This is a genomic window from Sphingomonas panaciterrae, from assembly GCF_036890205.1.
GTDB classification, from domain to species: Bacteria; Pseudomonadota; Alphaproteobacteria; order Sphingomonadales; family Sphingomonadaceae; genus Sphingomonas; species Sphingomonas panaciterrae.
Window position 1 is genome coordinate 127,421 of the sequence record NZ_JAKNQR010000003.1, and the last position, 21,331, is coordinate 148,751.

Here is a 21,331-nt window from a genome sequence, read left to right on the forward strand (position 1 = left end):
GGGGGATTGATCGGGGCATGATGCCGGTCGCGCTGAGGCGCCCCTTGCGAATGTCTGCACCCCCGGGGCTGGTCCGCATGCGCGTGATCGCCACCGGGATGCTGGTCGTGATGGCGGTGACGTTCTTCGTCGCTGGCCGGTTGCAGGACAGCGCGCCCGCCTGGGGGTTTGTCCGCGCCTTTGCCGAGGCGGCGATGGTGGGTGGTCTTGCCGACTGGTTCGCGGTGACTGCGCTCTTCCGCCATCCGCTTGGCCTGCCAATCCCGCACACCGCGATCATCCCGCGCAACAAGGATCGGATCGGCGACCAGCTCGCCGTGTTCCTGCGTGACTATTTCCTCATTCCCGTCGTCGTCGCCCGCCGCATGCGACGCATGGACGTGGCAGGCGTCGCCGCGCGCTGGCTGGCGAACCCGTCGTCCGGCAGCAAGCGCGTGACGCGCGGCGCGTCGCGCCTGGTGGTGGAGGCACTGCAAGCGCTTGATCAGGAGCGGCTTGGCGGGATGGTGCGCGGCGCCATGGTGGAGCAGATACGGCGGATCGATCTGGCGCCGCTGATCGGTCGCGCGCTGGAAGCAGCCATGGCCGAGAACCGGCACCAGCCGATCATCGACGGCATCGTGCGCTGGGCGGCGCGGGTGCTCGATTCGAACCAGCAGGTCGTCCGCAACATGGTGCACGAGCGGGCCGGTTCCATCCTGCGCTGGACCGGGCTCGACGAAACCATTGCCAACAAGATCATCGACGGTCTCGACAAGATGCTGGTCGACATGGCGGAGCAGCCCGACCATCCCCTTCGCGCAAAGGCCGAGGAAGGCCTGGCGACGCTTGCCCGCGATCTCCAGCACAAGCCCGAGATGCGCGAGCGGGTCGAGGCACTGAAGCTGGCGCTGCTGGAAAACCCGGCCATGCAGAACTGGATCAACGGCCTGTGGGAACAGGCACGCCAGGCCATGCTCCGCGCCGCTCGCGATCCCGAACGGCTGCTGTCCGGCGGGATGGGGGACATGCTGCGGCAGTTGGGCGAGACGTTGGAGCGCGACGTACGCCTGCGCCGTACGCTGAACCGCTATGTGCGCCGCGTCGCGGTTGGCACGGCCGCCGATTATGGCGACGTTATCGTCGGCCTCGTGTCTGAAACGGTTCGCGGCTGGGACGCGCAGACGATTACCCAGCGGCTGGAACATGCGGTGGGCAAGGACCTTCAGTTCATCCGCATCAACGGCACGCTGGTGGGTGGCATGGTCGGCCTGCTGATCCATACGGTCGACGTCGCGCTCTGAGCAGGAGCAGGCGAGCTATAGAAGTTCTGGAGATGGCGTGATCGCCGTGCGGCCACGCCGCTGTGCCAGCATCCATGCAACAAGCCGCCGCTCCGTACGTTCATCTTGCCGAGGTGCGGGGTTTCCCGCAAAGGGTGGGAATGCGCGCACTGGCCGACTTCAGCGACGATAGCGGAGCGATGCGCTTCACTGGCGATCTGGTGCTGGCTCGCCTTGGTGATCTCCCGACGCGGCTGGATGATTACAGCGGCGCGGTATCGGTGATCGACCTGTCCGACGTGTCGAGGATCGATACGATCGGTGCATGGGTCATCCACCGCTTCGCGCAGCGTACCGGTGCCAACATCGAGGGGCTGCGCCAAGAACAGCGTGCCCTCTTCGATCAGGTGGTCAATGCCGATCAGCCTGTTCCGACGCGGCAGCAGCATGTCAGCTCCTTCAACCGCGTTCTCGGCGAAGTGGGCGAGGCGACCGTCACCGCGGGACGCACGTTGGTCGGCTTGCTTGGCTTCATGGGCGCGACGCTGGCGGCCCTGGCGTCGGTCATCCGCCATCCGCAGCGCTTCCGCTTCAATGCGACGGTGCAGCGTTTCGAGGTGGTCGGGGTGTCGGCGCTCGGCATCATCGGCCTGATGAGCTTCCTGATCGGCATCGTCATTGCGCAGCAGGGCGCGGTGCAGTTGCGGCAATTCGGTGCCGAGGTGCTGACGATCAACCTGATCGGGCGGATCACCTTGCGCGAGTTGGGTGTGCTGATGACCGCGATCATGGTTGCCGGGCGCTCCGGTTCGGCCTTTGCCGCGCAGATCGGTACGATGAAGTTGACCGAGGAAGTCGACGCGATGCGGACGATCGGCGTGTCCCCGATGGAGGCGCTGGTGGTGCCGCGAACGATCGCGGCGGTGGTGATGATGCCACTCCTTGGCTTCTACGCCTCGCTCGTCGCGATCATTGGCGGTGGCCTGCTTTGCTGGTGGCAGCTTGATATCCCGCCGGTGACCTTCGTCGCACGACTGCGTGAAGTGGTGCCGATCACCGACCTCTACGTCGGCCTGGTCAAGGCACCCGTTTTTGGCGCGATCATCGCCATCGCTGGCTGTTTCCAGGGGATGCAGGTGAAGGGTGATGCGGAGCAGGTCGGCATGCGCACGACCGCAGCGGTCGTCCAGGCAATCTTCCTCGTCATTGTTCTCGACGCCTTCTTTGCGGTCTTCTTCGAGCGGATCGGCTGGATTTGATGGCAGAGCCGGAAAACATCATCGAAGTTCGTGGCCTGAAGAATGCCTTCGGCGACCAGGTCGTGCACGAGAATCTCGATCTGGATGTGCGTCAGGGCGAGATCCTGGGGGTCGTCGGTGGATCGGGCACAGGCAAATCCGTGCTGATGCGATCGATCATCGGCTTGCAGCAGCCGATCGCAGGCGAGGTGACGGTGTTCGGCGAACCCACGCTCGGCCGTGCGGAGACCGATGCGCTTGAGATTCGCAAACGGTGGGGGGTGCTGTTCCAAGGGGGGGCGCTGTTCTCGACGTTGACCGTGGCCGAGAACGTCCAGGTGCCGTTGCGCGAATTCTATCCGTCGCTCAGCCTGTCGCTGCTCGACGAGATCGCATCCTATAAGGTGATCATGACCGGCCTGCCCAATGATGCGGGCCCGAAGTTTCCGGCTGAATTGTCAGGCGGCATGAGGAAGCGCGCCGGACTTGCCCGTGCGCTGGCGATGGACCCCGAATTGCTGTTCCTCGACGAGCCGACGGCGGGGCTCGATCCGATCGGCGCGGCGGCGTTCGACGAACTGACCAAATCTTTGCAGCGCACGCTGGGACTGACCGTCTTCCTGATCACGCATGACCTCGACACGTTGTATGCCATCTGTGACCGGGTGGCGGTGCTCGCCGACAAGCGTGTGATTGCGGTCGGCACGATCGACGAACTGCTGGCACTCGATCATCCGTGGATCCAGGAGTATTTTCGCGGGCCGCGCGGCCGGGCGGCAGTCGCAACACAAGAGGCGCAACGGGAAAGGTCGGAACGATCGACCGCCGGTGCAGCAGCAGATTCAGGGGCTGATTGATGGAAACCCGTTCCAACCACGTCCTGGTCGGCGCCGTCGTGCTGATCCTGCTTGCCGTGCTGGCGCTGTTCACCGTGTGGATCGCGCGTCTGGGCGGCACCAAGCAGAAGGAGTATGACATCTTCTTCAAGCAATCGGTCGACGGGCTCGCCCGCGGATCGCAGGTGACCTATTCGGGCGTGCCGTCTGGGCAGGTGAAGTCGATCCAATTGTGGCGCAATGATCCGCAGTTCGTACGCGTGCGGATCGAGGTGAGCCAGGATACGCCGATTCTGCAGGGTACCGCCGCCACCATCCAGGGCAGCTTCACGGGCACGAGCACGATCAGCCTGGATGGTGCGCGCAAGGGTGCCCCGCCGATCGTCTGTCCGGAGCGCGATCCCGGCAGCGTATGTCCCTATGGCGTGCCGGTCATTCCGACGCGCACCGGCGGTCTTGGCGCGATCCTGAATTCCGCGCCGCAGCTGCTCGAACGACTGTCGACCCTAACCGAGCGGCTGACCGGGCTGCTGACGGACCGTAATCAGGCGTCAATCGCCGGCATCCTTGAGAATACCAACCGCTTGACGGACGCCTTGGCTGATCGCGGACCGGAGATCGCCGCAACGCTGGCGCAGACGCGTATCGCGGTGGCCCAGGCCGGCACGGCAGCGGAGCAGATCGGCAACCTGGCGGCCACGACGAACGGCATTTTGGCCGAGGACGTGAAGCCGACGCTGGCCAATCTGAACGAGACGATCCGCTCCGCGCGGCAGAGCACCGAAACGCTGAACTCCGCGATCCAGGATGCGCGACCCGGCCTGCAAACCTTCTCCAAGCAGACCATTCCGGAGGTCAACCAGCTGGTTCTGGATCTGCGGCAGATGTCGGCGGCGCTCGCATCGGTCGCGGAAAAGGTCGATCAACAGGGGGCAGCGGCCTTGGTTGGCCCGCGAAAGCTGCCGGACTACAAGGGCAAGTGAGGACGCACATGAAGAAGCTTCTGATCGGTCTTGCTGCCCTGCCGCTCGCCGGATGCATCAGCTTTGGCGAAAAGCCGCCCAAGGCACTTCTTACCCTGTCCTCGACGGAACAGGTCCCCGTCGGGCGTGAGCAATCGTCGGCGGGCGCCCGCACGGTGACCATCCAGGTGCCAGTCGTGCCGCAGGAACTGGCGACCAACCGCATTCCGGTGCAGTCGAACCTGACCGACGTGGCCTATGTCAGGGATGCGCAGTGGGTCGAGTTGCCGGCGCGGCAGTTCGCGCGCGTGGTGTCCGACACCGTTGCTGCGCGGACCGGCCGCGTCGTCCTGTCGGGGGCGCAGGCGATGGGAAGTCCGGGCGCCCGGTTGTCGGGCGAATTGCGGACCTTCGGCGTCGATGCGGGCGCTTCCGCCGCGGTCGTGACCTTCGACGCGGCACTCGTCCGTGACGAGGGCGGCGCGCTGGAAAAGCAGCGCTTCGAAGTGCGCGTCCCGGTGGCCGCGATTGAAGCGGCACCGGTTGCGGTCGCGCTCAATCAGGCGGCCAATCAGGTGGCGGTGCAGGTCGCCGACTGGGTCGGACGCTAAACCGAATGTGCCCCGCCGCCCGACGTTGGGCTGGCGGGGCGCCAAGGGTCAGCCTTGGGTGGCCAAGGCCTTAGCCAGATCGTGAAGGTAGTCCCGGCCTTCGTACAGCGCCGTCACCCGGATGCGCTCGTTCAATCCGTGCGTGCCGTTGAGGTCAGGTTCGAGGAAGATGCCGGGAACGCCATAGACCGGCATCTTCAGCACGCCGAAGAACACCGCGTCGGTCGCACCCGTCGACATCATCGGGACGACCGGCGTCCCCGGAAAATGCTTCGCCGCGAGTGTTTGCACAGCGCCCATGATGCGCGGGTCGAGCGGCGGCGGCACGGCAATCGGGCGCACCGGCTGATTGGCCGTCACCGTCACCTTCGGCCCTGCCAACTCGGTCAGCTTTGCCAATGTGCTCTCGACGGTCTCGCCCGGGAAGATCCGGCAGTTGATGTTGGCGGTGGCGCGCTGCGGGAGCGCGTTTTCCGCATGGCCGGCGTTGACCAGCGTGGCGACGCAGGTCGTGCGCAGGGTCGAGTGAAGGACCTTGTCGCGACTGACGACCGCGTCCGCCCGCTTGTCGGCTGGGTTGGCCAGCAGCCGCTTGATCGCCGCGCCTGTTTCCGGTGGCAGCGCCTGGGCGCTGGCGGTGAAGAACGCGCGCGTCGTGTCGGTGAACTTGATCGGGAATTCGTAGCCCTGCACCCGCTTCACGGCGTCGGCCAGTTCGTAGATGGCGTTGTCGGGCGTCGGCGCGGAGCTGTGCCCGCCAGGGTTGGTGCTGGTGAAGGTGAAATTCTGCGCGGCCTTCTCCCCCACCTGGATCGCGAGCGCCTGTCGCTTTCCCTGTGCGTCCAGCCGGCCGCCGCCGCCCTCGTTCAGCACGAATGCCGCGCGAACCAGGTCCGGTTTGTTGTTGGCGAGCCATTGTGCGCCATTGAAGGCATAGGTGGTTTCTTCACCGCAGGTGAGCGCGAGCTTGATCGTGCGCCTGGGTTTGAAGCCCTCCTGCTTGAAGCGGATCATACTGTCTGCCCAGATCGCCGACATGCCCTTGTCGTCGACCGTACCGCGGCCATAATAGAAGCCGTCTTCCTCGATCAGCTTGAACGGGTCGCGCGCCCAATCGTCGCGCTTGGCGGCGACGACGTCGATGTGCCCCAGGAGAAGCATGGCGTCGGCGGACGCATCGGTGCCGGGGAGGATGGCGACAACGCCACCGTCCTCCGGATGCTCCGGCGTCGAGAAAAGGGTAACCTGTGCATCGGTGTAGCCGGCTGATTTGAGCCGGGTGGCGATCTGTTGCGCGGCCCGGGTGCAGCTTCCCTCGCCAACGACCGTGTTGGTTTCGACCAATTGCTTGTAGAGATCGAAGAACGCTCGCTCGTCCGCCCGGTTCTGTGCTGCCGCTGCAAATGGCGCGAGCGCCATTCCTGCGGCGGCGACCGTCATGGCTTTCCAAATGCCGCGCATCCCACTCCCTTTTGTCGTTATCTGAACCGGGAGGTTACAGCGAAGCCGCTGGTGCGCAACGTGCCAATCGATGGTCGAACGGCATGGCGCCATAAGGCGCGGTGATCAGGGACGCGGCGCGGGTTCGGCCTGATCGTTCCCCAGATCGCCCGTGGCCGGGGCCGCATCGCCCGTCACCTGTGGTACAGCGGGGACGAGGGCAGCGGCAGCCGTCGGCGCGCTGCTCGGGATCGTGCCGACGATCGCCGCGGTTTCCAGCGTGTCGAGCGCCTGGCGCGCCGCAATGTAGCGTCGTGCCGCCGCGCTCCAGTTTGCCGCCTGAGTCCCGCCGGGCAGTCGGGACACTTCCTCAACCGCGGACTCCACCTGGCCGGCATCCAGCAGGCGCTGGGCACGCGCGAGGCGATCCGCGGGCAGGGGCGACGGCGTGTTGGCATCATGCAGGACGACGAGGCGCCGCAGTTCGTCCATGAAGCCGGCGAACCAGCCGTCCGCGCCGGGATTGAGCAGCATCGAACGGTTGGCATCCAATGCCTGGCGCAGTCCCTCGCGCGTGACGGGATCGCGGCCAGCCTCAATCACCGTATTCACCGCCTTTTGCTGGGTTTCGCCGAAGCGTTGTCGCAGCTGATCCTCCAGATAGCCGAGGGCTGCGCCCTTTTCGATCGCGCGGCGGGCAGCGAAGGCGATGAGGATCGCCTCGGCACGGCCGGCGCGGTCCTGCGACTGGGTGACATCCATGCTGAGGCTTGCCGTCCTCGCCTCCAGCGCCGCCAGCTGAGCGGCAAGCGCGCTTTCGCGAGCAGCGAGGGTGGCCGGATCCACCGCGGCGGGCGCCGGCGGCGTGGCTGCGATGACGTCCTTTGTCGTGACGGCCTTGTCCACGGCGGTCGGTGCTTTGGCCTGGCGCTGCCACCAGCTGGTACCATCCCGCATCGACAGGAAGATCAGCGCGAGCCCGACAACCAGAGCCAGGATCACAAACACCGTGAGCAGGCCAACTCGTGACCGGCGCGGAGCAGGAGCGAGCGGCGCGTTTTCGTCCATGCCGCGGCTTATCCCCGCCCGACGCTCACCGGTCAATCGCGAGCGTCATGGCGGTTTCGAGCAAAGCCGGGTCGCTGGGGAGGGGCGCAACACTGATGCGCTGCCATCCCCCGCCGGCCGCGTCCGCCACCGCCTGGCTGAGCGCCGCCAGCCGGATGGAGCGCCGGGCGATGTGCGCGCCGGCGATGAGGCCGGCGAAATGGCGTGCCGCGCGGGGTGAGTGAAGGAGGACGATGCTGTCGGCGAGCGCGCGTAGTTGATCCTCTGCAGGATGGAGAGGGTCGCTGGTGTAGACGACGATGTCGGTGACGCCCGGCAGATGGATATGCGCGCGGCCGGTGAGGCGCACCAGCCGGTGCCAGCCGCGTCCCTTGGCGAGAGCGAGCGCTTCCCTCCCGTCCGAACTGCCCACCATCTGCGGCGTGAGGCCGGCTGCCTCCGCCGCATCGGCGGTGCCACGTCCGACGGTGACGAGCGGGAGCGAGGAAAAGGTGTGGAGCTCTGGTCCGGCCTGACGAACCGCGTTGGCGCTGGTCAGGAGCACCGCGTCGAAATCGGTCGCGGGCGGCGGCGCCCAGGGAACAGCCGAGATGGTGAAGATCGGGAGTCGAAGCGCAGTGAAACCCGCCTTCGCGATCCGGTCAGCGGTCGCGCTGTTTCCCGGTTCCGGCCGCAGGACGGCGATCGGACGTGTCATCCCCCGAACAGATGTCGGACCGAAGCGGGTGCACGGGCGAGCAGATCGGCCGCCAGTTCGCGGCCAAGCGTGGGGCCATCCTCGCCCGCGATGACGCCGGTGACATGCTCCGACCCATCCTCCGTCAGCAGTTCCGCCGCCAGGGTGATGCCGTCGCCCTCGCGCCTGGCAAGTGCGCCCACCGGCGAGTGACAGGAGGCTTCCAGCGCCGCCAGCAGCGCACGTTCGGTGTGGATGCAGATGCTGGTGGTGGGACAGTCGATAGCCTGAACCAGCGCAAAGGCGGGGCTGTCGGCCAGCGTCTCGATCCCGATCGCGCCCTGCGCCGGGGCGGGCAGCATGACGTGCGTCTCGATCGCAACGCCCGTGTCGTGCCGGCCAAGCCGCTCCAGACCGGCCGCGGCGAGGAGTGTGGCGGCAACCTCTCCGGTGGCGAGCTTGCCCAGCCGCGTGTCGATATTGCCGCGGAACAGCACGATTTCGAGGTCCGGCCTATGGCGCAGGAGCTGCGCGCGGCGGCGCGGCGAACTGGTCCCCACCACCGCGCCGTGCGGCAGCGCGTCGATCGTGTCGACGCCGATCAGGCAGTCGCGAACGTCCGCGCGGGGCAACATCGCGGCGATGGCGATTTCGGCCGGTCGGATAGTTTCCACATCCTTCATCGAGTGGACGCAGGCATCCACCTCACCAGCCAATAGCGCGCGGTCGAGCTCCTTGGTCCACAAGGCCTTGCCGCCGATCTCGGCCAGCGCGCGATCCTGCACGCGGTCACCGGTGGTACTCACGACGACAATGTCGACATCGTCCCAGCCGTGGGCGGCTATCAAGGCGTCGCGCACCAGCCCTGCCTGGGTCAGGGCCAGCGGCGAACCGCGGGTGCCGAGTCTGAAACGCTGAGCCACCGGTCTCTTCTATCCTGCAGATATCGGGTCCGCTCTATCGGACGTGGGCGCCCTTCGACAAGCGTGGGTCGAGCGGATATGAGCCGGGCATGCTGATCCTTGGTCTGGAATCCTCGTGCGACGAAACGGCGGCGGCGCTGGTGACGGGTGATCGCCGCGTGCTGGCGCATCGACTGGCGGGGCAGGAAGCGGCGCATCGGCCCTATGGCGGGGTCGTGCCGGAGATCGCGGCCCGGGCGCATGTCGAAGCGCTGGAGCCGCTTATCGAGGCAGCTTTGGCCGATTCCGGAGTGTCTTTGGCCGATATTGATGCGGTCGCGGCCACCGCCGGTCCGGGGTTGATCGGCGGCGTGATGGTGGGGCTGGTCACGGGCAAGGCGATTGCCCATGCGGTCGGCAAGCCGCTGATCGCGGTGAACCATCTCGAGGGGCATGCGCTCAGCCCGCGTCTGGCCGATCCCGACCTTGCGTTCCCCTACCTGCTGCTGCTGGTGTCGGGCGGGCATTGCCAGTTGCTGCTGGTGGAAGGCGTGAACCGATACCGCCGGCTGGCAACGACGATCGACGATGCGGCGGGTGAGGCGTTCGACAAGACGGCGAAGGTGCTGGGCCTTGGCTTTCCGGGCGGGCCGGCAGTGGAGCGCGCGGCGCAGATGGGTGATGCGACAGCGGTGCCACTGCCCCGGCCCTTGTTCCGGTCCCCGGAGCCGCATTTTTCGTTCGCCGGGCTGAAGGCCGCGGTGGCGCGGATCGCGGGCGATTATCGACCGGAGGATGTCGCGGCATCGTTCCAGGCGGCGGTGGTGGATTGCCTGATCGACCGCACAGCGCGCGCGATCGACCGTGCGCCGGGTGCAACGGCGCTGGTGGTTGCCGGCGGTGTGGCGGCCAACAATGCGGTGCGCAGTGCTTTGTCGTCGCTTGCCGACGCACATGGCCTGCGTTTCGTGGCACCACCGCTGTGGCTGTGTACCGACAATGCCGCGATGATCGCCTGGGCCGGGGCGGAGCGGTTCGCCGCCGGGCTGGTCGATCCGCTCGACACACCGGCGCGGGCGCGCTGGCCACTTGATCCAACCGCCGAGGCGGTGCGCGGTGCGGGGGTGAAGGCATGAGCCGCGACATGCGGATCGGCGTGATCGGCGGCGGCGCCTGGGGCACCGCGCTGGCGCAGGTTGCGGCGCGTAGCGGCGAGGTGCTGCTGTGGGCGCGCGAGGAGGAGGTGGTCGCCGCGATCAACAACCGCCACGAGAACAGCATGTTCCTGCCCGGCGTCCCGCTGTCGCCGGCGATCCGCGCGACGGGGGCGCTGAACGATCTGGCGGATCGTGACGCGCTGCTGGTGGTCGCGCCGGCGCAGCATGTCGGCGCGGTGCTGAATGCGCTGCCCAGCAATGACACGCCGCTGGTGCTGTGCGCCAAGGGGATCGAGGCGGGATCGCGGCGTCTGGTGGGCGAGGTCGCCCAGGCCGCGCATCCCGGCGCGCCGATCGCGGTCCTGTCCGGCCCCACCTTTGCCCATGAAGTCGCGGCGGGGCTGCCGACGGCGGTGACGCTGGCCTGTGCCGATCCGGCGCTGCAGGGGCGTCTGGCCGAGCGGCTCGCCAGTCCGACCTTCCGTCCCTACGCCTCGAGCGACGTGATCGGGGCCGAGATCGGCGGGGCGGTGAAGAATGTGCTGGCGATCGCCTGCGGCGTGGTGGAGGGGGCGGGGCTCGGCCAGAATGCGCGCGCGGCGCTGATCGCGCGCGGCTTTGCCGAAATGACCCGCTTCGGGCTGGCGCGCGGCGCGCGGGCGGAGACGCTGGCTGGCCTGTCGGGGCTGGGCGACCTGGTACTGACCTGTTCGTCGACCAGCAGCCGTAACTTCTCGCTTGGCGTGGGGCTGGGGCAGGGACGGTCGGCGACCGACCTGCTGGCGGACCGGCGCACGGTGGCGGAGGGTGCCTTCACCGCGCCGGTGCTGGCCGAGGCTGCAGCAGAGGCGGGCGTCGACATGCCGATCACCGATGCGGTGTGCCGCCTGTTGCAGGGCGCGCCCGCCAGCGAGGTGATCAGCAGTCTCCTGGCCCGCCCGCGTCGCGACGAGGCGTAACGCGCGCGGCGACGATCACCGCAGGACGCGCGCGGAAAGCGCCGCGCAGTCGGCGTCGGTCGCGGTCGGACCCTGCTTTCCGGTGATTGCACGGCCGATCGCCTTGAAGACGTTGCCGACCGATTTGACCTGCTTGGGCACCTGAACATCGGGTTCGCTGATCGTGCCGGAGAGTGTGGCCGACCCGGGAAGGCGCAGCACGGCGTCCTGCTTGGGCGCGCCGGTCAGCCGAACCGCGAGCGTTTCGCCGGGGAAGGTGACGGTGCCTGCGCCATCGAGCCGGCTTTGCGAGGTGTCGATAACAAACGGCCCGACCGTTCCGCGCCCGCCGCGCAAGGCGATGCCGACCACTACGCAGCGCAGGGCAGCGCGATCCTTCTCACCGGCGAGCAGCGCGCGCCCCGCGTCAAAGCCGAGCGCGGCGGCGATCTCCGCGGGCAGGGCGCCGTTGCGGGCGACCACGCCGATCCGGCCGGAGGATTTGCCGACCGCTTCGCGGATCGTGCTGCCGCGGCCGGCAAGGACGGCGCGCGCGTCGACCCGGCCCGTTACCGAACCGCCACCGCCGCCGAGCGCCGGAATGCTGCTGTCGAGGAGGCGAAGATCGAGCCGGACGAGCGGCTCAGGCGCACCATCCGACTGATCGACGACCGCGCTGCCCGTGATCCTGCCCTGGCTGAGCCCGATCGTGAGGGGCGCCACCGAGAGCTTGCGGTTGTCGAGCGCCAGCGTGCCGGCGAGGGTCTTCAGCGACGATGGACCCTGCCGGCTGACGATGTTGCCGACGCGAAAGGAAATGGTGCCGTCCGTCTTGCCGACGTTTGCAAGGTTGACGCGGGTGTCGGGAACGATGCGGGGGCCAATCGCGCGCTTTTTCGCGGCGGCGCGGCGCAGCCCCTCGTCGGAAGCGAAATCGTCGAAGTCGAGTTGGCGGGAGACAAAGGTGCCCGACAGCTTCGTGCGGCCGTCCACCTTGTCGACCGTCAGCTTCCCCGACAGGTCGGACCGACCGATCCGGCCGTCGAGCCGGTCGATCAACCATCGTGTGGGTTCGCGGCGCACATGCGCCGACAGCGTCACTGGCTGAGTCTGGAATAATCCCGCCTCGATGATCGCATCGATAAGTTTCAGGTCATTCGCGCGCGCCGTGACGTCGAGCGTCATGCGATCGGTGTCGAAGGGCGCGGCCATGGTGCCGCGGGCGTGCATCGACAGCGCCTGGCCGGTGATCCGCGCCTCGAACGGCCAGCGCCCCCCGTCCCGGTCCGACAGGGCGGGCGCCCGGGCGGCAAGTTTCACGGGCGCGCCGCGCACGGTACCGGATCCCTGCAGCCGCAAGCCGGCGCCTGTATCGGAGGCAAAGGCCATGTCGAAGCGGCGATCCTGCTTCGCATCGTCATAGCGGAGCCGGGAATTGGCGACCGTCAGGCGATCGAGACTGCTGTTGCCCGACTGGCCATCACCGCTCTTGTCCTGCCGCCAATTCTCCCGCCCATCGCGGGTTCGGACGAGATTGATCTGTGCGCCCGAGATGTCGATCGTGCGCGGCGACAATCGTCCGAGCAGAAGCGACAGTGCGTTGAAGCCAACGTCGATCCGGCCGATCTTTGCGAGGTCACGCGGGGCGGACCAGGCCGGGCCAGGGATCCGCACGTCGCGAAGGCGGACAATAGTGGCGAAGCCGACGGGGTCGACCCGCTCCATCGCGCCGATGGTCACGGGGCGACCGAAACGCTGGGTGAGGCGGCTTTCCGCGACGCCTTTCAGCATGCCCCAGGGGAAGATCGCCAGCGCGAGGAGCGCGCACAGGAGAAGCGCGCCCGCGGCAGCAAGGATGACGCGGACACGGCGCCGGGAAAGAAAGGTGGGCATCGAGGCTGAGACGCGCCGACCTAAACTTCGTTCCGGCCGCGAAAGGAATGACGTTACGTCACCTGTGTGCGTCGTCAGGCGGGGTCAGAAATCGACGGCGATGCCCTTCTTCTCCCAGTCGCCATAGCGCACCGGATCGCGGCCGAGTGGATCCTCGGGCGGGCGCTCCATCGGCGCGGGCTCGGGCACCGGCTTGTTCGGCGAAAGATAGGCCGGCGGCTTCACATGAGGTGGTCGATTGGACATGGGCTCTTCCGGTTACGGCGTTCACCCGCCACATGGGCGCGATGTCTTCTTCCGCCAAGCCCCGCCCGCCTGTCCATCATCGTCGCCCGGCGGATCCGCCCGGCACCGCGCCGCGCCGCGCCGCGCTCCGCCTGCTCGATGCGGTGTTGCGGCGGGGTGAACCGCTGGAGGCGGCCCTGCCGCAGGCGACGCGCGGACTGGAGGGGCCGGATCGCGGCCTCGCCCATGCGATTGCGGCCGAGACGCTGCGCCGCCTGCCCGATCTCGATTCGCTGATCGATTCGGCGACCCGCCAGGTGCTCCCCGAAGATGCCAAGGCGCGTTCCGCACTGCGCATCGCGCTGGTGCAGACGCTGGCGCTGGGCACCCCGCCGCACGCCGCGATCGCCACGGTGCTGCCGCTGGTCGATGGCGGGCCGCGCAAGCTGGTCCATGGTGTGTTTGGGGCACTGACACGCGGGGGTGCGACCCTGCCGGATGTTCCCGCGTTGCCGCCGGAGATCGCGGCGCGCTGGCGTGAATCATGGGGTGAGGACGTGGTGGCAGCCGCCGCCCGCGCCATCGCGGTGCCGCCGCCGCTGGACCTGACGCTGGCCGCTCCTGATGCGCTGGCGCCCGAGGGGGACAGTCTGGCAACCGACCATCGGCGGCTGCGCCATGCGGCGCCGGTGGCGCAATTGCCGGGGTTCGCAGAAGGCACCTGGTGGGTGCAGGACGTGGCCGCCTCGCTTCCCGCGCGGTTGATCGGGCGGGGGCCGGGCCGCGCGCTCGACCTGTGCGCCGCGCCGGGGGGAAAGACGATGCAGCTGGCGACGGCCGGTTGGGTCGTGACGGCGCTGGAAATATCGCCGTCGCGCGCCGCGCGCCTCCACGAGAATTTGGCGCGGACCAAGCAGCCGGCGACGGTCGTGATCGCCGACGCGATGGATTGGGCGCCGAGCGAACCGGTTGATGCCCTGCTGCTCGATGCGCCGTGCAGCGCGACGGGCATTTTTCGGCGGCATCCCGACGTATTGTATCGCGCCCATGCTGGCATCATCGCCGACATGGCCGCGCTGCAGGCGCAATTGTTCGATCGCGCCGCCGCATGGGTGCGGCCGGGCGGGCGGCTGGTCTATGCCACTTGTTCGCTGGAGCCGGAGGAGGGCGAGGCGCAGCTGGAGCGGTTTCTGGCTGAGCATCCCGATTATGCCCTCGAGCCGCCACAGCCGGGTGAATTGCCCCACGGGTTCGCGGCGCAGAGCGGCGGCTATCTCCGCACGCTGCCGGGGACGCTGGAAGATGCGGGCGGGTGCGACGGGTTTTTCATCGTCCGGCTCGTGCGTGCTTCCGCCTGATCAAATCGCACGTTAAGCATCTGAGCGACACGTCCATTCGTTCGCGCTGATCCGGGTTCCTGCACGCGTGCAGCGAAGCCGGCAGGCGCGGGCCGATCCACAGTGAGTTCCATGACCAAGCCTGTCCGTATCGCGCCTTCGATCCTCTCCGCTGACTTTGCCAAGCTGGGCGAGGAGGTTCGCGCGATCGATGCGGCGGGCGCCGACTGGATCCACATCGATGTGATGGACGGGCATTTCGTGCCCAACATCACGATCGGGCCGGCGGTGGTGAAGGCGCTTCGCTCGCACACCGACAAGCCGTTCGACGTGCATCTGATGATCTCGCCGATCGACGCCTATCTCGATGCCTTTGCCGAGGCCGGGGCGGACACGATCACCGTTCATCCTGAGGCTGGACCGCACATCCACCGGTCGCTTCAGCACATCAAGTCGCTGGGCAAGCGGGCGGGCGTGGTGCTCAACCCCGGTACTCCGGCCAAGATGCTGGATTACCTGATCGACATGGTCGACCTGGTACTGGTGATGAGCGTGAACCCGGGCTTCGGCGGTCAGAGCTTCATCGACAGCCAGCTGCGCAAGATCGCGGCGATCCGCAAGATGATCGATGCGAGCGGGCGCGACATCGATTTGCAGGTCGACGGGGGTATCGATCAGCGCACTGCGCCGCTGGCGATCGACGCTGGCGCCGACGCGCTGGTGGCGGGGACTGCGACGTTCCGTGGCGGGCCTGAGGCCTATGCCGCCAATATCCGAGCCCTGCGAGGCGCATGAGCCAAGGCGCCCGCGATCCTGCAGCCGTCCCGGACGGAATAGACGAAGGCAAGCGGCTGGTCCGTGTCGGCGGCGACAAGGGGCTGTCGCTCGCCGAACGGCTAACCGACCGTTTTCATCGCCTGACCTGGCGGACGCCGATTCACGGGCTGCGGCTGAAGGGCCGTTATCCGCTGAAGCTGATCGCGGTGCCCGACGATCCCCTGTTCGGCGACATCGCGCGCGGGGAGTCGCTGCTCGCGGGGCAACTGGCCTTCCGCGGTGAACGGCATGACATTGCAGGGCTGAACCTGCGCACCCTTCAGCCTTCGGCGCCCTTTGCCGATTATCTTCACAGTTTCGGCTGGCTGCGCGACCTGTCCAGCGTGGCGACGCGGGCGCAAGGGGCACCGATCGCCGAGGATCTGATGTCGCGGTGGCTTGCCGCACATGGTGAGCGGGTGACGGCGCTGGCGTGGCGGCCCGAGCTGTGGGGGCGGCGCATCCTGTTCTGGACCGCGCATGCCCCGCTGATCCTGTCGTCGACCGATCTGGTCTACCGATCCAAGGTGCTGAACGCGCTGGCGCGCGGTGCGCGGCACCTCGACACCAGCGCGGACAAGGCGCCGATCGGGCCGGCGCGGGTGGCGGCGTGGTGCGGGGTGATTGCTGCGGGGTTGCTGATCCCGGGCGGGGATCCGCGCCGCAGCTTTGGCGAGGCGGGGCTGATGCGCGCGCTGGCGGGCGCGGTGTTCGAGGATGGCGGTGCGGTCAGCCGCTCGCCCGAAGCGCTGCTGGACATGATCGGCCTCCTGGCGATGCTGCGCGAGACGTACATCACCCGCCGGCTCGAATTGCCCGAGGGCATCCAGGGTACGCTTGCGCGCATGGTGCCGGCGCTGTTGGCCGTGTGTCACGCCGACCGGGGTCTCGCAAGCTGGCAGAGCGGCGGGCCGGTGCCGGCCGAGCGGGTGGCGCAGGTTATCGAGGCGAGCGGCGTACGCACCCGGCCGCTGCGGCAGCCACGCGACTGGGGATATCAGCGGCTGGTCGCCGGCACGGCGGTGGTGCTGGTCGATGCAGCGCCACCGCCGGTCGCGCGGGTCGTGGAAGGCGGCTGCGCCTCCACGCTGGCGTTCGAGCTTTCCGATGGGCCAGCGCGGATCATCGTCAACTGCGGCGGCGCAAATGCTGCCATTTCAGGGCTGCCCAAGGCGCTCATCTCTGCGCTGCGCACCACCGCCGCGCATTCGACGCTGACGCTGGCCGACACCAACTCAACCGCGATTCACGCGGACGGCACGCTGGGTCGAGGGGTCGGCGAGGTCGAGCTGAGCCGGCAGGAATCGGAAAATGCGAGTCGGATCGAGGCGAGCCACGACGGCTATGTCCGTCGCTACGGCTTCGTCCACCGGCGGCAGTTGGTGCTGACCGAGGATGGCAGGGAATTGCGCGGCGACGACGTCCTGCTGCCCAAGGGGCGGCGGCGCCCGATGGGACCAAAGCCATTCGCCATCCGGTTTCACCTGGGCCGCGGGGTGGAGGCGTCGCCGACGGCCGATGGCATGGGGGCGGTGCTGCGCGTACCGGGCGGCGCGATGTGGCAATTCCGAACGCGTGGCGGGTCGCTGGCGATTGACGACAGCCTTTGGATCGATGGTGATGGCCGCCCGGCAACAACGCAGCAGCTGGTCGTGAGCGGCATGGCCGAAGCCGGCGGCGCGACCGTCGGCTGGGTGCTCAAACGCGCGCGATAGGCGATTTCTTCCGCCGCGGCGGCGCACGAGGGCTTGGGGGCGCGCGCCGGCACCGCTAGGGGGCTGCACGTCGCATCGTGACGATCAGCGACTCGCGCGCGATCCGTCACCCACCCACCCCTTGCTCCTCCCGATCGGGGAGGAGCGGAAAGAGTGTCATGACCGCCATCACCATCCGCCGCGCCCTTCTGTCCGTGTCCGACAAGACGGGGATCGTCGATCTCGCCCGAACGCTCGCGGACAAGGGCGTGGAACTGGTGTCCACCGGCGGCACGGCAAAGGCGCTTCGCGATGCCGGACTGACGGTGCGCGACGTGTCCGACCTGACCGGCTTTCCGGAAATGATGGATGGGCGGGTGAAGACGCTTCACCCGATGGTTCATGGCGGGTTGCTGGCGGTGCGCGATGATGCCGCACATGCCGCCGCGATGGAGGAGCATGGGATTGGCGCGATCGATCTGGTCGTGGTGAACCTGTATCCGTTCGCGCAGACGGTGGCGAAGGGCGCCGACCGGCCCGAGGTGATCGAGAATATCGACATCGGCGGCCCCAGCATGGTGCGCTCGGCAGCGAAGAACCATGCCTATGTCGCGATCGTCACCGATCCGGCGGACTATGCCATCGTCGGGCGCGGCGAGACGACGCTGGAGGAGCGCAAGCGGCTGGCGGCCAAGGCGTTCGCCGCGACTGCCACCTATGATTCGATGATCGCCCGGTGGTTCGGGCTGGAGGACCAGAAGGACCAGTTTCCCGCGACCCTGCCCTTCACGCTCGAGGCGCCCACCGTGCTTCGCTATGGCGAGAACCCGCACCAGCAGGCGGCCTTCTATCGTCCCGCCGGCCCGAGCACGCCGGGCATCGGCCAGGCGCGGCAGGTGCAGGGCAAGGAGCTGAGCTACAACAACCTCAACGATGCCGATGCGGCGCTGGAACTGGTCAGCGAGTTCCGCGACGCCGATCCGACCTGCGTGATCGTGAAGCACGCCAATCCGTGCGGCGTGGCGACGGGGACGACGTTGGCAGATGCCTATGAAGCGGCATTTGCCTGCGACGCGGTGTCGGCATTTGGCGGGATCATCGCGCTGAACCGCACGCTGGACGCGGCGACGGCGAAGGCGATCACCGGCATCTTCACCGAAGTGGTAGTGGCGCCCGACGCCGACGAGGAAGCGATTGCGCTGTTCGCGGCGAAGAAGAACCTGCGCCTGCTGCTGACGGGGACGCTGCCCGATCCGGCGCGCGGGGGGCTGACCGCCAAGACGATCGCTGGTGGCTGGCTAGTGCAGACGCGCGACAATGGCGTCTTGTCTGACGACATGCTGAAGGTCGTGACCAAGCGCCAGCCCACCGCACAGGAACTGGCCGACTGCCGGTTTGCCTGGACGGTCGCCAAGCATGTGAAATCCAACGCGATCGTTTATGCCAAGGAGGGCAGCACCGCGGGTGTCGGCGCGGGGCAGATGAACCGACTGGAGTCGGCGCGGATCGCGGCCTGGAAGGCAAAGGACGCCGCCGACAAGGCCGGCTGGGCAGCGCCGCGGACGATCGGCTCGGCCGTCGCCTCCGACGCATTCTTCCCCTTTGCTGACGGTCTGCTCGCGGCAGTGGAAGCCGGTGCGACCGCAGTGATCCAGCCGGGCGGATCGATCCGCGATGCCGAGGTGATCGCCGCGGCTGACGAGGCCGGGTTGGCGATGATCTTCACCGGCATGCGGCATTTCCGCCATTGAGCCTGATCGCGGTGACGGACGGATCGTGGACCGTGGGCCGCTGATGGCGTCCGCGGTCGCGATCCTGGTCGATGCGGATGCCTGTCCCGTGAAGGAGGAGGTCTATCGCGTCGCCTATCGGCTGAACGTGCCGGTCACCATCGTCAGCAACGCGCACCTGCGCGTGCCGCAGCATCCGCTGATCGCGCGCGTGGTTGTCAACGATGGCTTTGACGCGGCGGACGACTGGATCGTCGCCCATGCGAGCGACGCAACGGTGGTCGTGACGGCTGACATCCTGTTGGCCGACCGGTGCCTGAAGCTGGGCGCGACGGTGATCTCGCCCGCGGGGAAGCCCTTCACCACCAGCTCGATCGGCAATGCCGTGGCGGTGCGCGCGATCATGGCCGATCTGCGCGCGGGTGGCGACAGGATCGGCGGCCCGCCGCCGTTCAGCAAGGAGGACCGATCGCGCTTTCTGTCGGCGCTGGATCAGGCGCTCGGCAAGCTGCTGCGGGCGCGGCGCGCGTAGCAGCCAGCGATCAGCGGCGGCTGTACCACCAGGTGCCGCCGCTCTCCTCGCGCACGGCGCGACCCTCGACCTCCAGCCGGTGGAGGTGGGCGAGCGATTCGCCGGTCGCCATGCCGATCACGTCGAGCCCGATCGGGCGGCGGAACAGCACCTTGAAGCAATCCACCGCACGCACCGCGCCGCTGCCCATCAGGTCGATGATCGCATCCAGCCGGTCGATATGTTCGTCGCGCAGCGCGTCGAGCCGGGTGTGCAGGCCGTAGAACGGGTCGCCATGACCGGGGAGGACCAGAAGATCCTCCGGCAAGGTGCGAAACTTCTCGATCGAGCGCAGCCAGTCGCCGAGCGGGTCGTCATTGCTCTGGCTGACGTGGACCGAGATGTTGGAGCTTATTTTCGGCAGCACCTGATCGCCAGCGACCAGGACGCGGCGGTCGTAATCGACCAGGCAGGCATGTTCGGGGCTGTGGCCGTTGCCGGTGATGACATGCCAGTCGCTGCCACCGATCTGCAGCACCTCGCCGTCCTGGATGCGGGTATAGGTGAGCGGCATGCGCGCGATCGCCTTGCCGAAATTGGACCAGCCACGGCCGGCGCCATGCGCGACCTGTTCCTCGTTCCAGCCAGCGCCGCGCCAGAAGGCGAGCTGCTCCTCGGGTACCTCGGGACGCGAATCCCCCGCCAGCATACGCACCATCAGCCATTCGGTGCGGGTCATCACGATGTCGGCATCATCGAACCGGCGCGACAGCCAGCCGGCGAGGCCAACGTGATCGGGGTGCATGTGCGTGCACATGATCTTGCCGATTCGCTGGCCCGCGAGCGGCCCCTCCAGGATGGTGCGCCATGCCTCGGTTGAGCGGGGGCTGGCGGTTCCGGTGTCGATCGCGAGCAGTTCGGGGCCGTCATCAAGGATCAGGCCGTTCACATGTTTCAGCGGCCCCGACATCGGCACGCGCCACCAGCGGATACCGTCCATCAGGGTGAGCAGTTCGCCGGGCTGCGGCCCGCGATCACCGAAGGGAAAGGTAAGACCGGCCCAGCTGGTGGGCGTCAGCCCCTCATCCCCGATCAGCGTGCGTTGAATTGCCGTCGCCATGGCGATGACGCTATCAGCATAACATTCGTTACGTCGAGAGAATTTGCGCCTGGATGCGCAAAGGGCGCGATCCCGGCATCCGGAACCGCGCCCCTTGTCATGTTTGTGCCAGCCGGTGGCGGACCAGCCATCCGCCCGTGACGGCGGCGGATCAGCGGCGGAACGGATCCTCGAAGAACGACTTCGACACGCCATCCTCGTCGCCGGCCATTTCGGCACCGCGCGACGCCTGCTCGCGTTCGGCGCGCAACTGTTCGATCAGCGCCTCACGGTCGCCGTCGAGGCGGGTGTCGGTCGGCTGCGCCTCGACGCCGGCGGTCTTGGCGGCCTTGGCCACGGCGGCGTCCAGCTCACGCTGCGTGGTCAGGCCGAGCGTCACCGGGTCCTTCGGCGTGATGTTGCCAATGTTCCAGTGCGTCCGGTCGCGGATCGCGGCAATCGTGGTGCGCGTGGTGCCGATCAGGTTGGAGATCGCCCCGTCGGTGATCTCCGGATGGTTGCGGATGATCCAGGCGATACCGTCCGGCTTGTCCTGACGCTTCGACACAGGGGTGTAGCGCGGCCCCTTGGTCCGGCGGACCTGCTCCGGCCCCTTGGTCATCTTCAGGCGATAGTCGGGATTGGCCTGGCCCTTCTCGATCTCGTCCTGGGTCAGTTCGTGTGCGCGCACCGGATCGCGCCCGGTCAGCTTGGTCGCCGCGGTATCGTCAGCGATCGCCTGCACTTCGAGCACGTGCAAACCGCAGAATTCCGCGATCTGCTCGAACGTCAGCGACGTGTTGTCGACGAGCCATGAAGCGGTCGCGTGGGGCATGAGCGGCTGGGCCATGCGGGAAAGCCTTTCGGTATAAACAAATAGGGCCGCCCCTTACCGGAGCGGCCGCCTAACCTGTGGTGACTTAATGTGCCCGTGCC

At 67.8% G+C, this 21,331-nt stretch carries 20 protein-coding genes; 12 read left to right on the forward strand and 8 right to left on the reverse strand.

All coding sequences use genetic code 11. The features are described 5' to 3' along the window. Nucleotides 1–50: 50 nt before the first annotated feature. The 5 genes from L8F96_RS10700 (at nt 51) to L8F96_RS10720 (ending at nt 4,909) form a co-directional block, all read left to right on the forward strand. The gene (locus tag L8F96_RS10700; RefSeq protein ID WP_245995203.1) at nt 51–1,283 is read left to right on the forward strand and encodes a DUF445 domain-containing protein; all 1,233 of its coding nucleotides are present in this window, start codon (nt 51–53) and stop codon (nt 1,281–1,283) included. Nucleotides 1,284–1,423: 140 nt separating this feature from the next. Next, nucleotides 1,424–2,521, forward strand: a complete 1,098-nt coding sequence (locus L8F96_RS10705) for an ABC transporter permease (protein WP_125945144.1) — start codon at nt 1,424–1,426, stop codon at nt 2,519–2,521. Then, nucleotides 2,521–3,357 (forward strand): ABC transporter ATP-binding protein, encoded by an 837-nt coding sequence (locus L8F96_RS10710; protein ID WP_046409089.1) that lies wholly within the window; start codon nt 2,521–2,523, stop codon nt 3,355–3,357. The genes L8F96_RS10705 and L8F96_RS10710 overlap by 1 nt, the downstream gene beginning before the upstream one ends. After that, a complete protein-coding gene (locus L8F96_RS10715) occupies nt 3,357–4,319 on the forward strand; it encodes an MlaD family protein (RefSeq protein ID WP_125945145.1) in 963 nt (320 codons plus the stop codon). The genes L8F96_RS10710 and L8F96_RS10715 overlap by 1 nt, the downstream gene beginning before the upstream one ends. 8 nt (nt 4,320–4,327) lie before the next feature. Then, the gene (locus L8F96_RS10720) at nt 4,328–4,909 is read left to right on the forward strand and encodes an ABC-type transport auxiliary lipoprotein family protein (RefSeq protein WP_046409091.1); all 582 of its coding nucleotides are present in this window, start codon (nt 4,328–4,330) and stop codon (nt 4,907–4,909) included. Between the two features lie 48 nt (nt 4,910–4,957). On the opposite strand, the gene L8F96_RS10725 is transcribed toward L8F96_RS10720, so the two are convergent. The 4 genes from L8F96_RS10725 to hemC form a co-directional block, all read right to left on the reverse strand. Then, nucleotides 4,958–6,349, reverse strand: coding sequence for a M20/M25/M40 family metallo-hydrolase (locus L8F96_RS10725; RefSeq protein ID WP_334655975.1), 1,392 nt, complete (start codon nt 6,347–6,349; stop codon nt 4,958–4,960). A gap of 126 nt (nt 6,350–6,475) precedes the next feature. Continuing rightward, nucleotides 6,476–7,417 (reverse strand): hypothetical protein, encoded by a 942-nt coding sequence (locus L8F96_RS10730; RefSeq protein WP_334655976.1) that lies wholly within the window; start codon nt 7,415–7,417, stop codon nt 6,476–6,478. A gap of 25 nt (nt 7,418–7,442) precedes the next feature. After that, nucleotides 7,443–8,114: a uroporphyrinogen-III synthase gene (locus L8F96_RS10735; protein ID WP_125945148.1), complete on the reverse strand. Its 672-nt coding sequence runs from the start codon at nt 8,112–8,114 to the stop codon at nt 7,443–7,445. Beyond that, on the reverse strand, nt 8,111–9,016 hold the full coding sequence (hemC, locus tag L8F96_RS10740; RefSeq protein ID WP_125945149.1) for a hydroxymethylbilane synthase: 906 nt from the start codon (nt 9,014–9,016) through the stop codon (nt 8,111–8,113). Before hemC ends, L8F96_RS10735 begins: the two co-directional genes overlap by 4 nt. Nucleotides 9,017–9,105: 89 nt before the next feature. Between hemC and tsaD the strand changes: the two genes are divergently transcribed. Continuing rightward, a complete protein-coding gene (gene tsaD, locus L8F96_RS10745) occupies nt 9,106–10,131 on the forward strand; it encodes a tRNA (adenosine(37)-N6)-threonylcarbamoyltransferase complex transferase subunit TsaD (RefSeq protein WP_334655977.1) in 1,026 nt (341 codons plus the stop codon). A gap of 8 nt (nt 10,132–10,139) precedes the next feature. Further along, a complete protein-coding gene (locus L8F96_RS10750) occupies nt 10,140–11,111 on the forward strand; it encodes an NAD(P)H-dependent glycerol-3-phosphate dehydrogenase (protein ID WP_334656073.1) in 972 nt (323 codons plus the stop codon). A 15-nt stretch (nt 11,112–11,126) separates the two neighbouring features. Here L8F96_RS10750 and L8F96_RS10755 read toward each other — a convergent pair whose 3' ends face one another. Both L8F96_RS10755 and L8F96_RS10760 read right to left on the reverse strand, forming a co-directional pair. Continuing rightward, nucleotides 11,127–12,983 carry an AsmA family protein gene (locus L8F96_RS10755; RefSeq protein WP_334655978.1) on the reverse strand — a complete coding sequence of 619 codons (1,857 nt, stop codon included), beginning with the start codon at nt 12,981–12,983 and terminating at the stop codon, nt 11,127–11,129. A gap of 84 nt (nt 12,984–13,067) precedes the next feature. Continuing rightward, a complete protein-coding gene (locus L8F96_RS10760) occupies nt 13,068–13,229 on the reverse strand; it encodes a DUF1674 domain-containing protein (RefSeq protein ID WP_125945152.1) in 162 nt (53 codons plus the stop codon). A 41-nt stretch (nt 13,230–13,270) separates the two neighbouring features. Here L8F96_RS10760 and L8F96_RS10765 point away from each other — a divergent pair, with 41 nt between their 5' ends. The 5 genes from L8F96_RS10765 (at nt 13,271) to L8F96_RS10785 (ending at nt 19,317) form a co-directional block, all read left to right on the forward strand. Next, entirely contained in the window at nt 13,271–14,566 is a 1,296-nt protein-coding gene (locus L8F96_RS10765) for an RsmB/NOP family class I SAM-dependent RNA methyltransferase (RefSeq protein WP_296218073.1), read from the forward strand. Nucleotides 14,567–14,677: 111 nt separating this feature from the next. Next, nucleotides 14,678–15,340 carry a ribulose-phosphate 3-epimerase gene (gene rpe / locus L8F96_RS10770; RefSeq protein ID WP_334655979.1) on the forward strand — a complete coding sequence of 221 codons (663 nt, stop codon included), beginning with the start codon at nt 14,678–14,680 and terminating at the stop codon, nt 15,338–15,340. Next, nucleotides 15,337–17,076 (forward strand): heparinase II/III family protein, encoded by a 1,740-nt coding sequence (locus L8F96_RS10775; protein ID WP_334655980.1) that lies wholly within the window; start codon nt 15,337–15,339, stop codon nt 17,074–17,076. The genes rpe and L8F96_RS10775 overlap by 4 nt, the downstream gene beginning before the upstream one ends. Nucleotides 17,077–17,234: 158 nt before the next feature. Beyond that, nucleotides 17,235–18,806 carry a bifunctional phosphoribosylaminoimidazolecarboxamide formyltransferase/IMP cyclohydrolase gene (gene purH, locus L8F96_RS10780; RefSeq protein ID WP_334655982.1) on the forward strand — a complete coding sequence of 524 codons (1,572 nt, stop codon included), beginning with the start codon at nt 17,235–17,237 and terminating at the stop codon, nt 18,804–18,806. 43 nt (nt 18,807–18,849) lie between these two features. Further along, complete coding sequence (locus tag L8F96_RS10785) at nt 18,850–19,317, forward strand: YaiI/YqxD family protein (RefSeq protein WP_136450466.1); 468 nt, start codon at nt 18,850–18,852, stop codon at nt 19,315–19,317. Nucleotides 19,318–19,327: 10 nt separating this feature from the next. On the opposite strand, the gene L8F96_RS10790 is transcribed toward L8F96_RS10785, so the two are convergent. Then, nucleotides 19,328–20,416, reverse strand: a complete 1,089-nt coding sequence (locus L8F96_RS10790; protein WP_334655983.1) for an MBL fold metallo-hydrolase — start codon at nt 20,414–20,416, stop codon at nt 19,328–19,330. Between the two features lie 151 nt (nt 20,417–20,567). Continuing rightward, nucleotides 20,568–21,245, reverse strand: coding sequence for a DUF1013 domain-containing protein (locus L8F96_RS10795; protein ID WP_046409102.1), 678 nt, complete (start codon nt 21,243–21,245; stop codon nt 20,568–20,570). Nucleotides 21,246–21,331 lie beyond the last annotated feature (86 nt).

Excerpts from the sequence above, each read along its gene's own strand:
- L8F96_RS10700 (WP_245995203.1), top strand. The coding sequence starts at position 51 with ATGTCTGCACCCCCGGGGCTGGTCCGCATGCGCGTGATCGCCACCGGG.
- L8F96_RS10705 (WP_125945144.1), top strand. The coding sequence starts at position 1,424 with ATGCGCGCACTGGCCGACTTCAGCGACGATAGCGGAGCGATGCGCTTC.
- L8F96_RS10710 (WP_046409089.1), top strand. The coding sequence starts at position 2,521 with ATGGCAGAGCCGGAAAACATCATCGAAGTTCGTGGCCTGAAGAATGCC.
- L8F96_RS10715 (WP_125945145.1), top strand. The coding sequence starts at position 3,357 with ATGGAAACCCGTTCCAACCACGTCCTGGTCGGCGCCGTCGTGCTGATC.
- L8F96_RS10720 (WP_046409091.1), top strand. The coding sequence starts at position 4,328 with ATGAAGAAGCTTCTGATCGGTCTTGCTGCCCTGCCGCTCGCCGGATGC.
- L8F96_RS10725 (WP_334655975.1), bottom strand. The coding sequence starts at position 6,349 with ATGACGGTCGCCGCCGCAGGAATGGCGCTCGCGCCATTTGCAGCGGCA.
- L8F96_RS10730 (WP_334655976.1), bottom strand. The coding sequence starts at position 7,417 with ATGGACGAAAACGCGCCGCTCGCTCCTGCTCCGCGCCGGTCACGAGTT.
- L8F96_RS10735 (WP_125945148.1), bottom strand. The coding sequence starts at position 8,114 with ATGACACGTCCGATCGCCGTCCTGCGGCCGGAACCGGGAAACAGCGCG.
- tsaD (WP_334655977.1), top strand. The coding sequence starts at position 9,106 with ATGCTGATCCTTGGTCTGGAATCCTCGTGCGACGAAACGGCGGCGGCG.
- L8F96_RS10750 (WP_334656073.1), top strand. The coding sequence starts at position 10,140 with ATGCGGATCGGCGTGATCGGCGGCGGCGCCTGGGGCACCGCGCTGGCG.
- L8F96_RS10755 (WP_334655978.1), bottom strand. The coding sequence starts at position 12,983 with ATGCCCACCTTTCTTTCCCGGCGCCGTGTCCGCGTCATCCTTGCTGCC.
- L8F96_RS10760 (WP_125945152.1), bottom strand. The coding sequence starts at position 13,229 with ATGTCCAATCGACCACCTCATGTGAAGCCGCCGGCCTATCTTTCGCCG.
- L8F96_RS10765 (WP_296218073.1), top strand. The coding sequence starts at position 13,271 with ATGTCTTCTTCCGCCAAGCCCCGCCCGCCTGTCCATCATCGTCGCCCG.
- rpe (WP_334655979.1), top strand. The coding sequence starts at position 14,678 with ATGACCAAGCCTGTCCGTATCGCGCCTTCGATCCTCTCCGCTGACTTT.
- L8F96_RS10775 (WP_334655980.1), top strand. The coding sequence starts at position 15,337 with ATGAGCCAAGGCGCCCGCGATCCTGCAGCCGTCCCGGACGGAATAGAC.
- purH (WP_334655982.1), top strand. The coding sequence starts at position 17,235 with ATGACCGCCATCACCATCCGCCGCGCCCTTCTGTCCGTGTCCGACAAG.
- L8F96_RS10785 (WP_136450466.1), top strand. The coding sequence starts at position 18,850 with ATGGCGTCCGCGGTCGCGATCCTGGTCGATGCGGATGCCTGTCCCGTG.
- L8F96_RS10790 (WP_334655983.1), bottom strand. The coding sequence starts at position 20,416 with ATGGCGACGGCAATTCAACGCACGCTGATCGGGGATGAGGGGCTGACG.
- L8F96_RS10795 (WP_046409102.1), bottom strand. The coding sequence starts at position 21,245 with ATGGCCCAGCCGCTCATGCCCCACGCGACCGCTTCATGGCTCGTCGAC.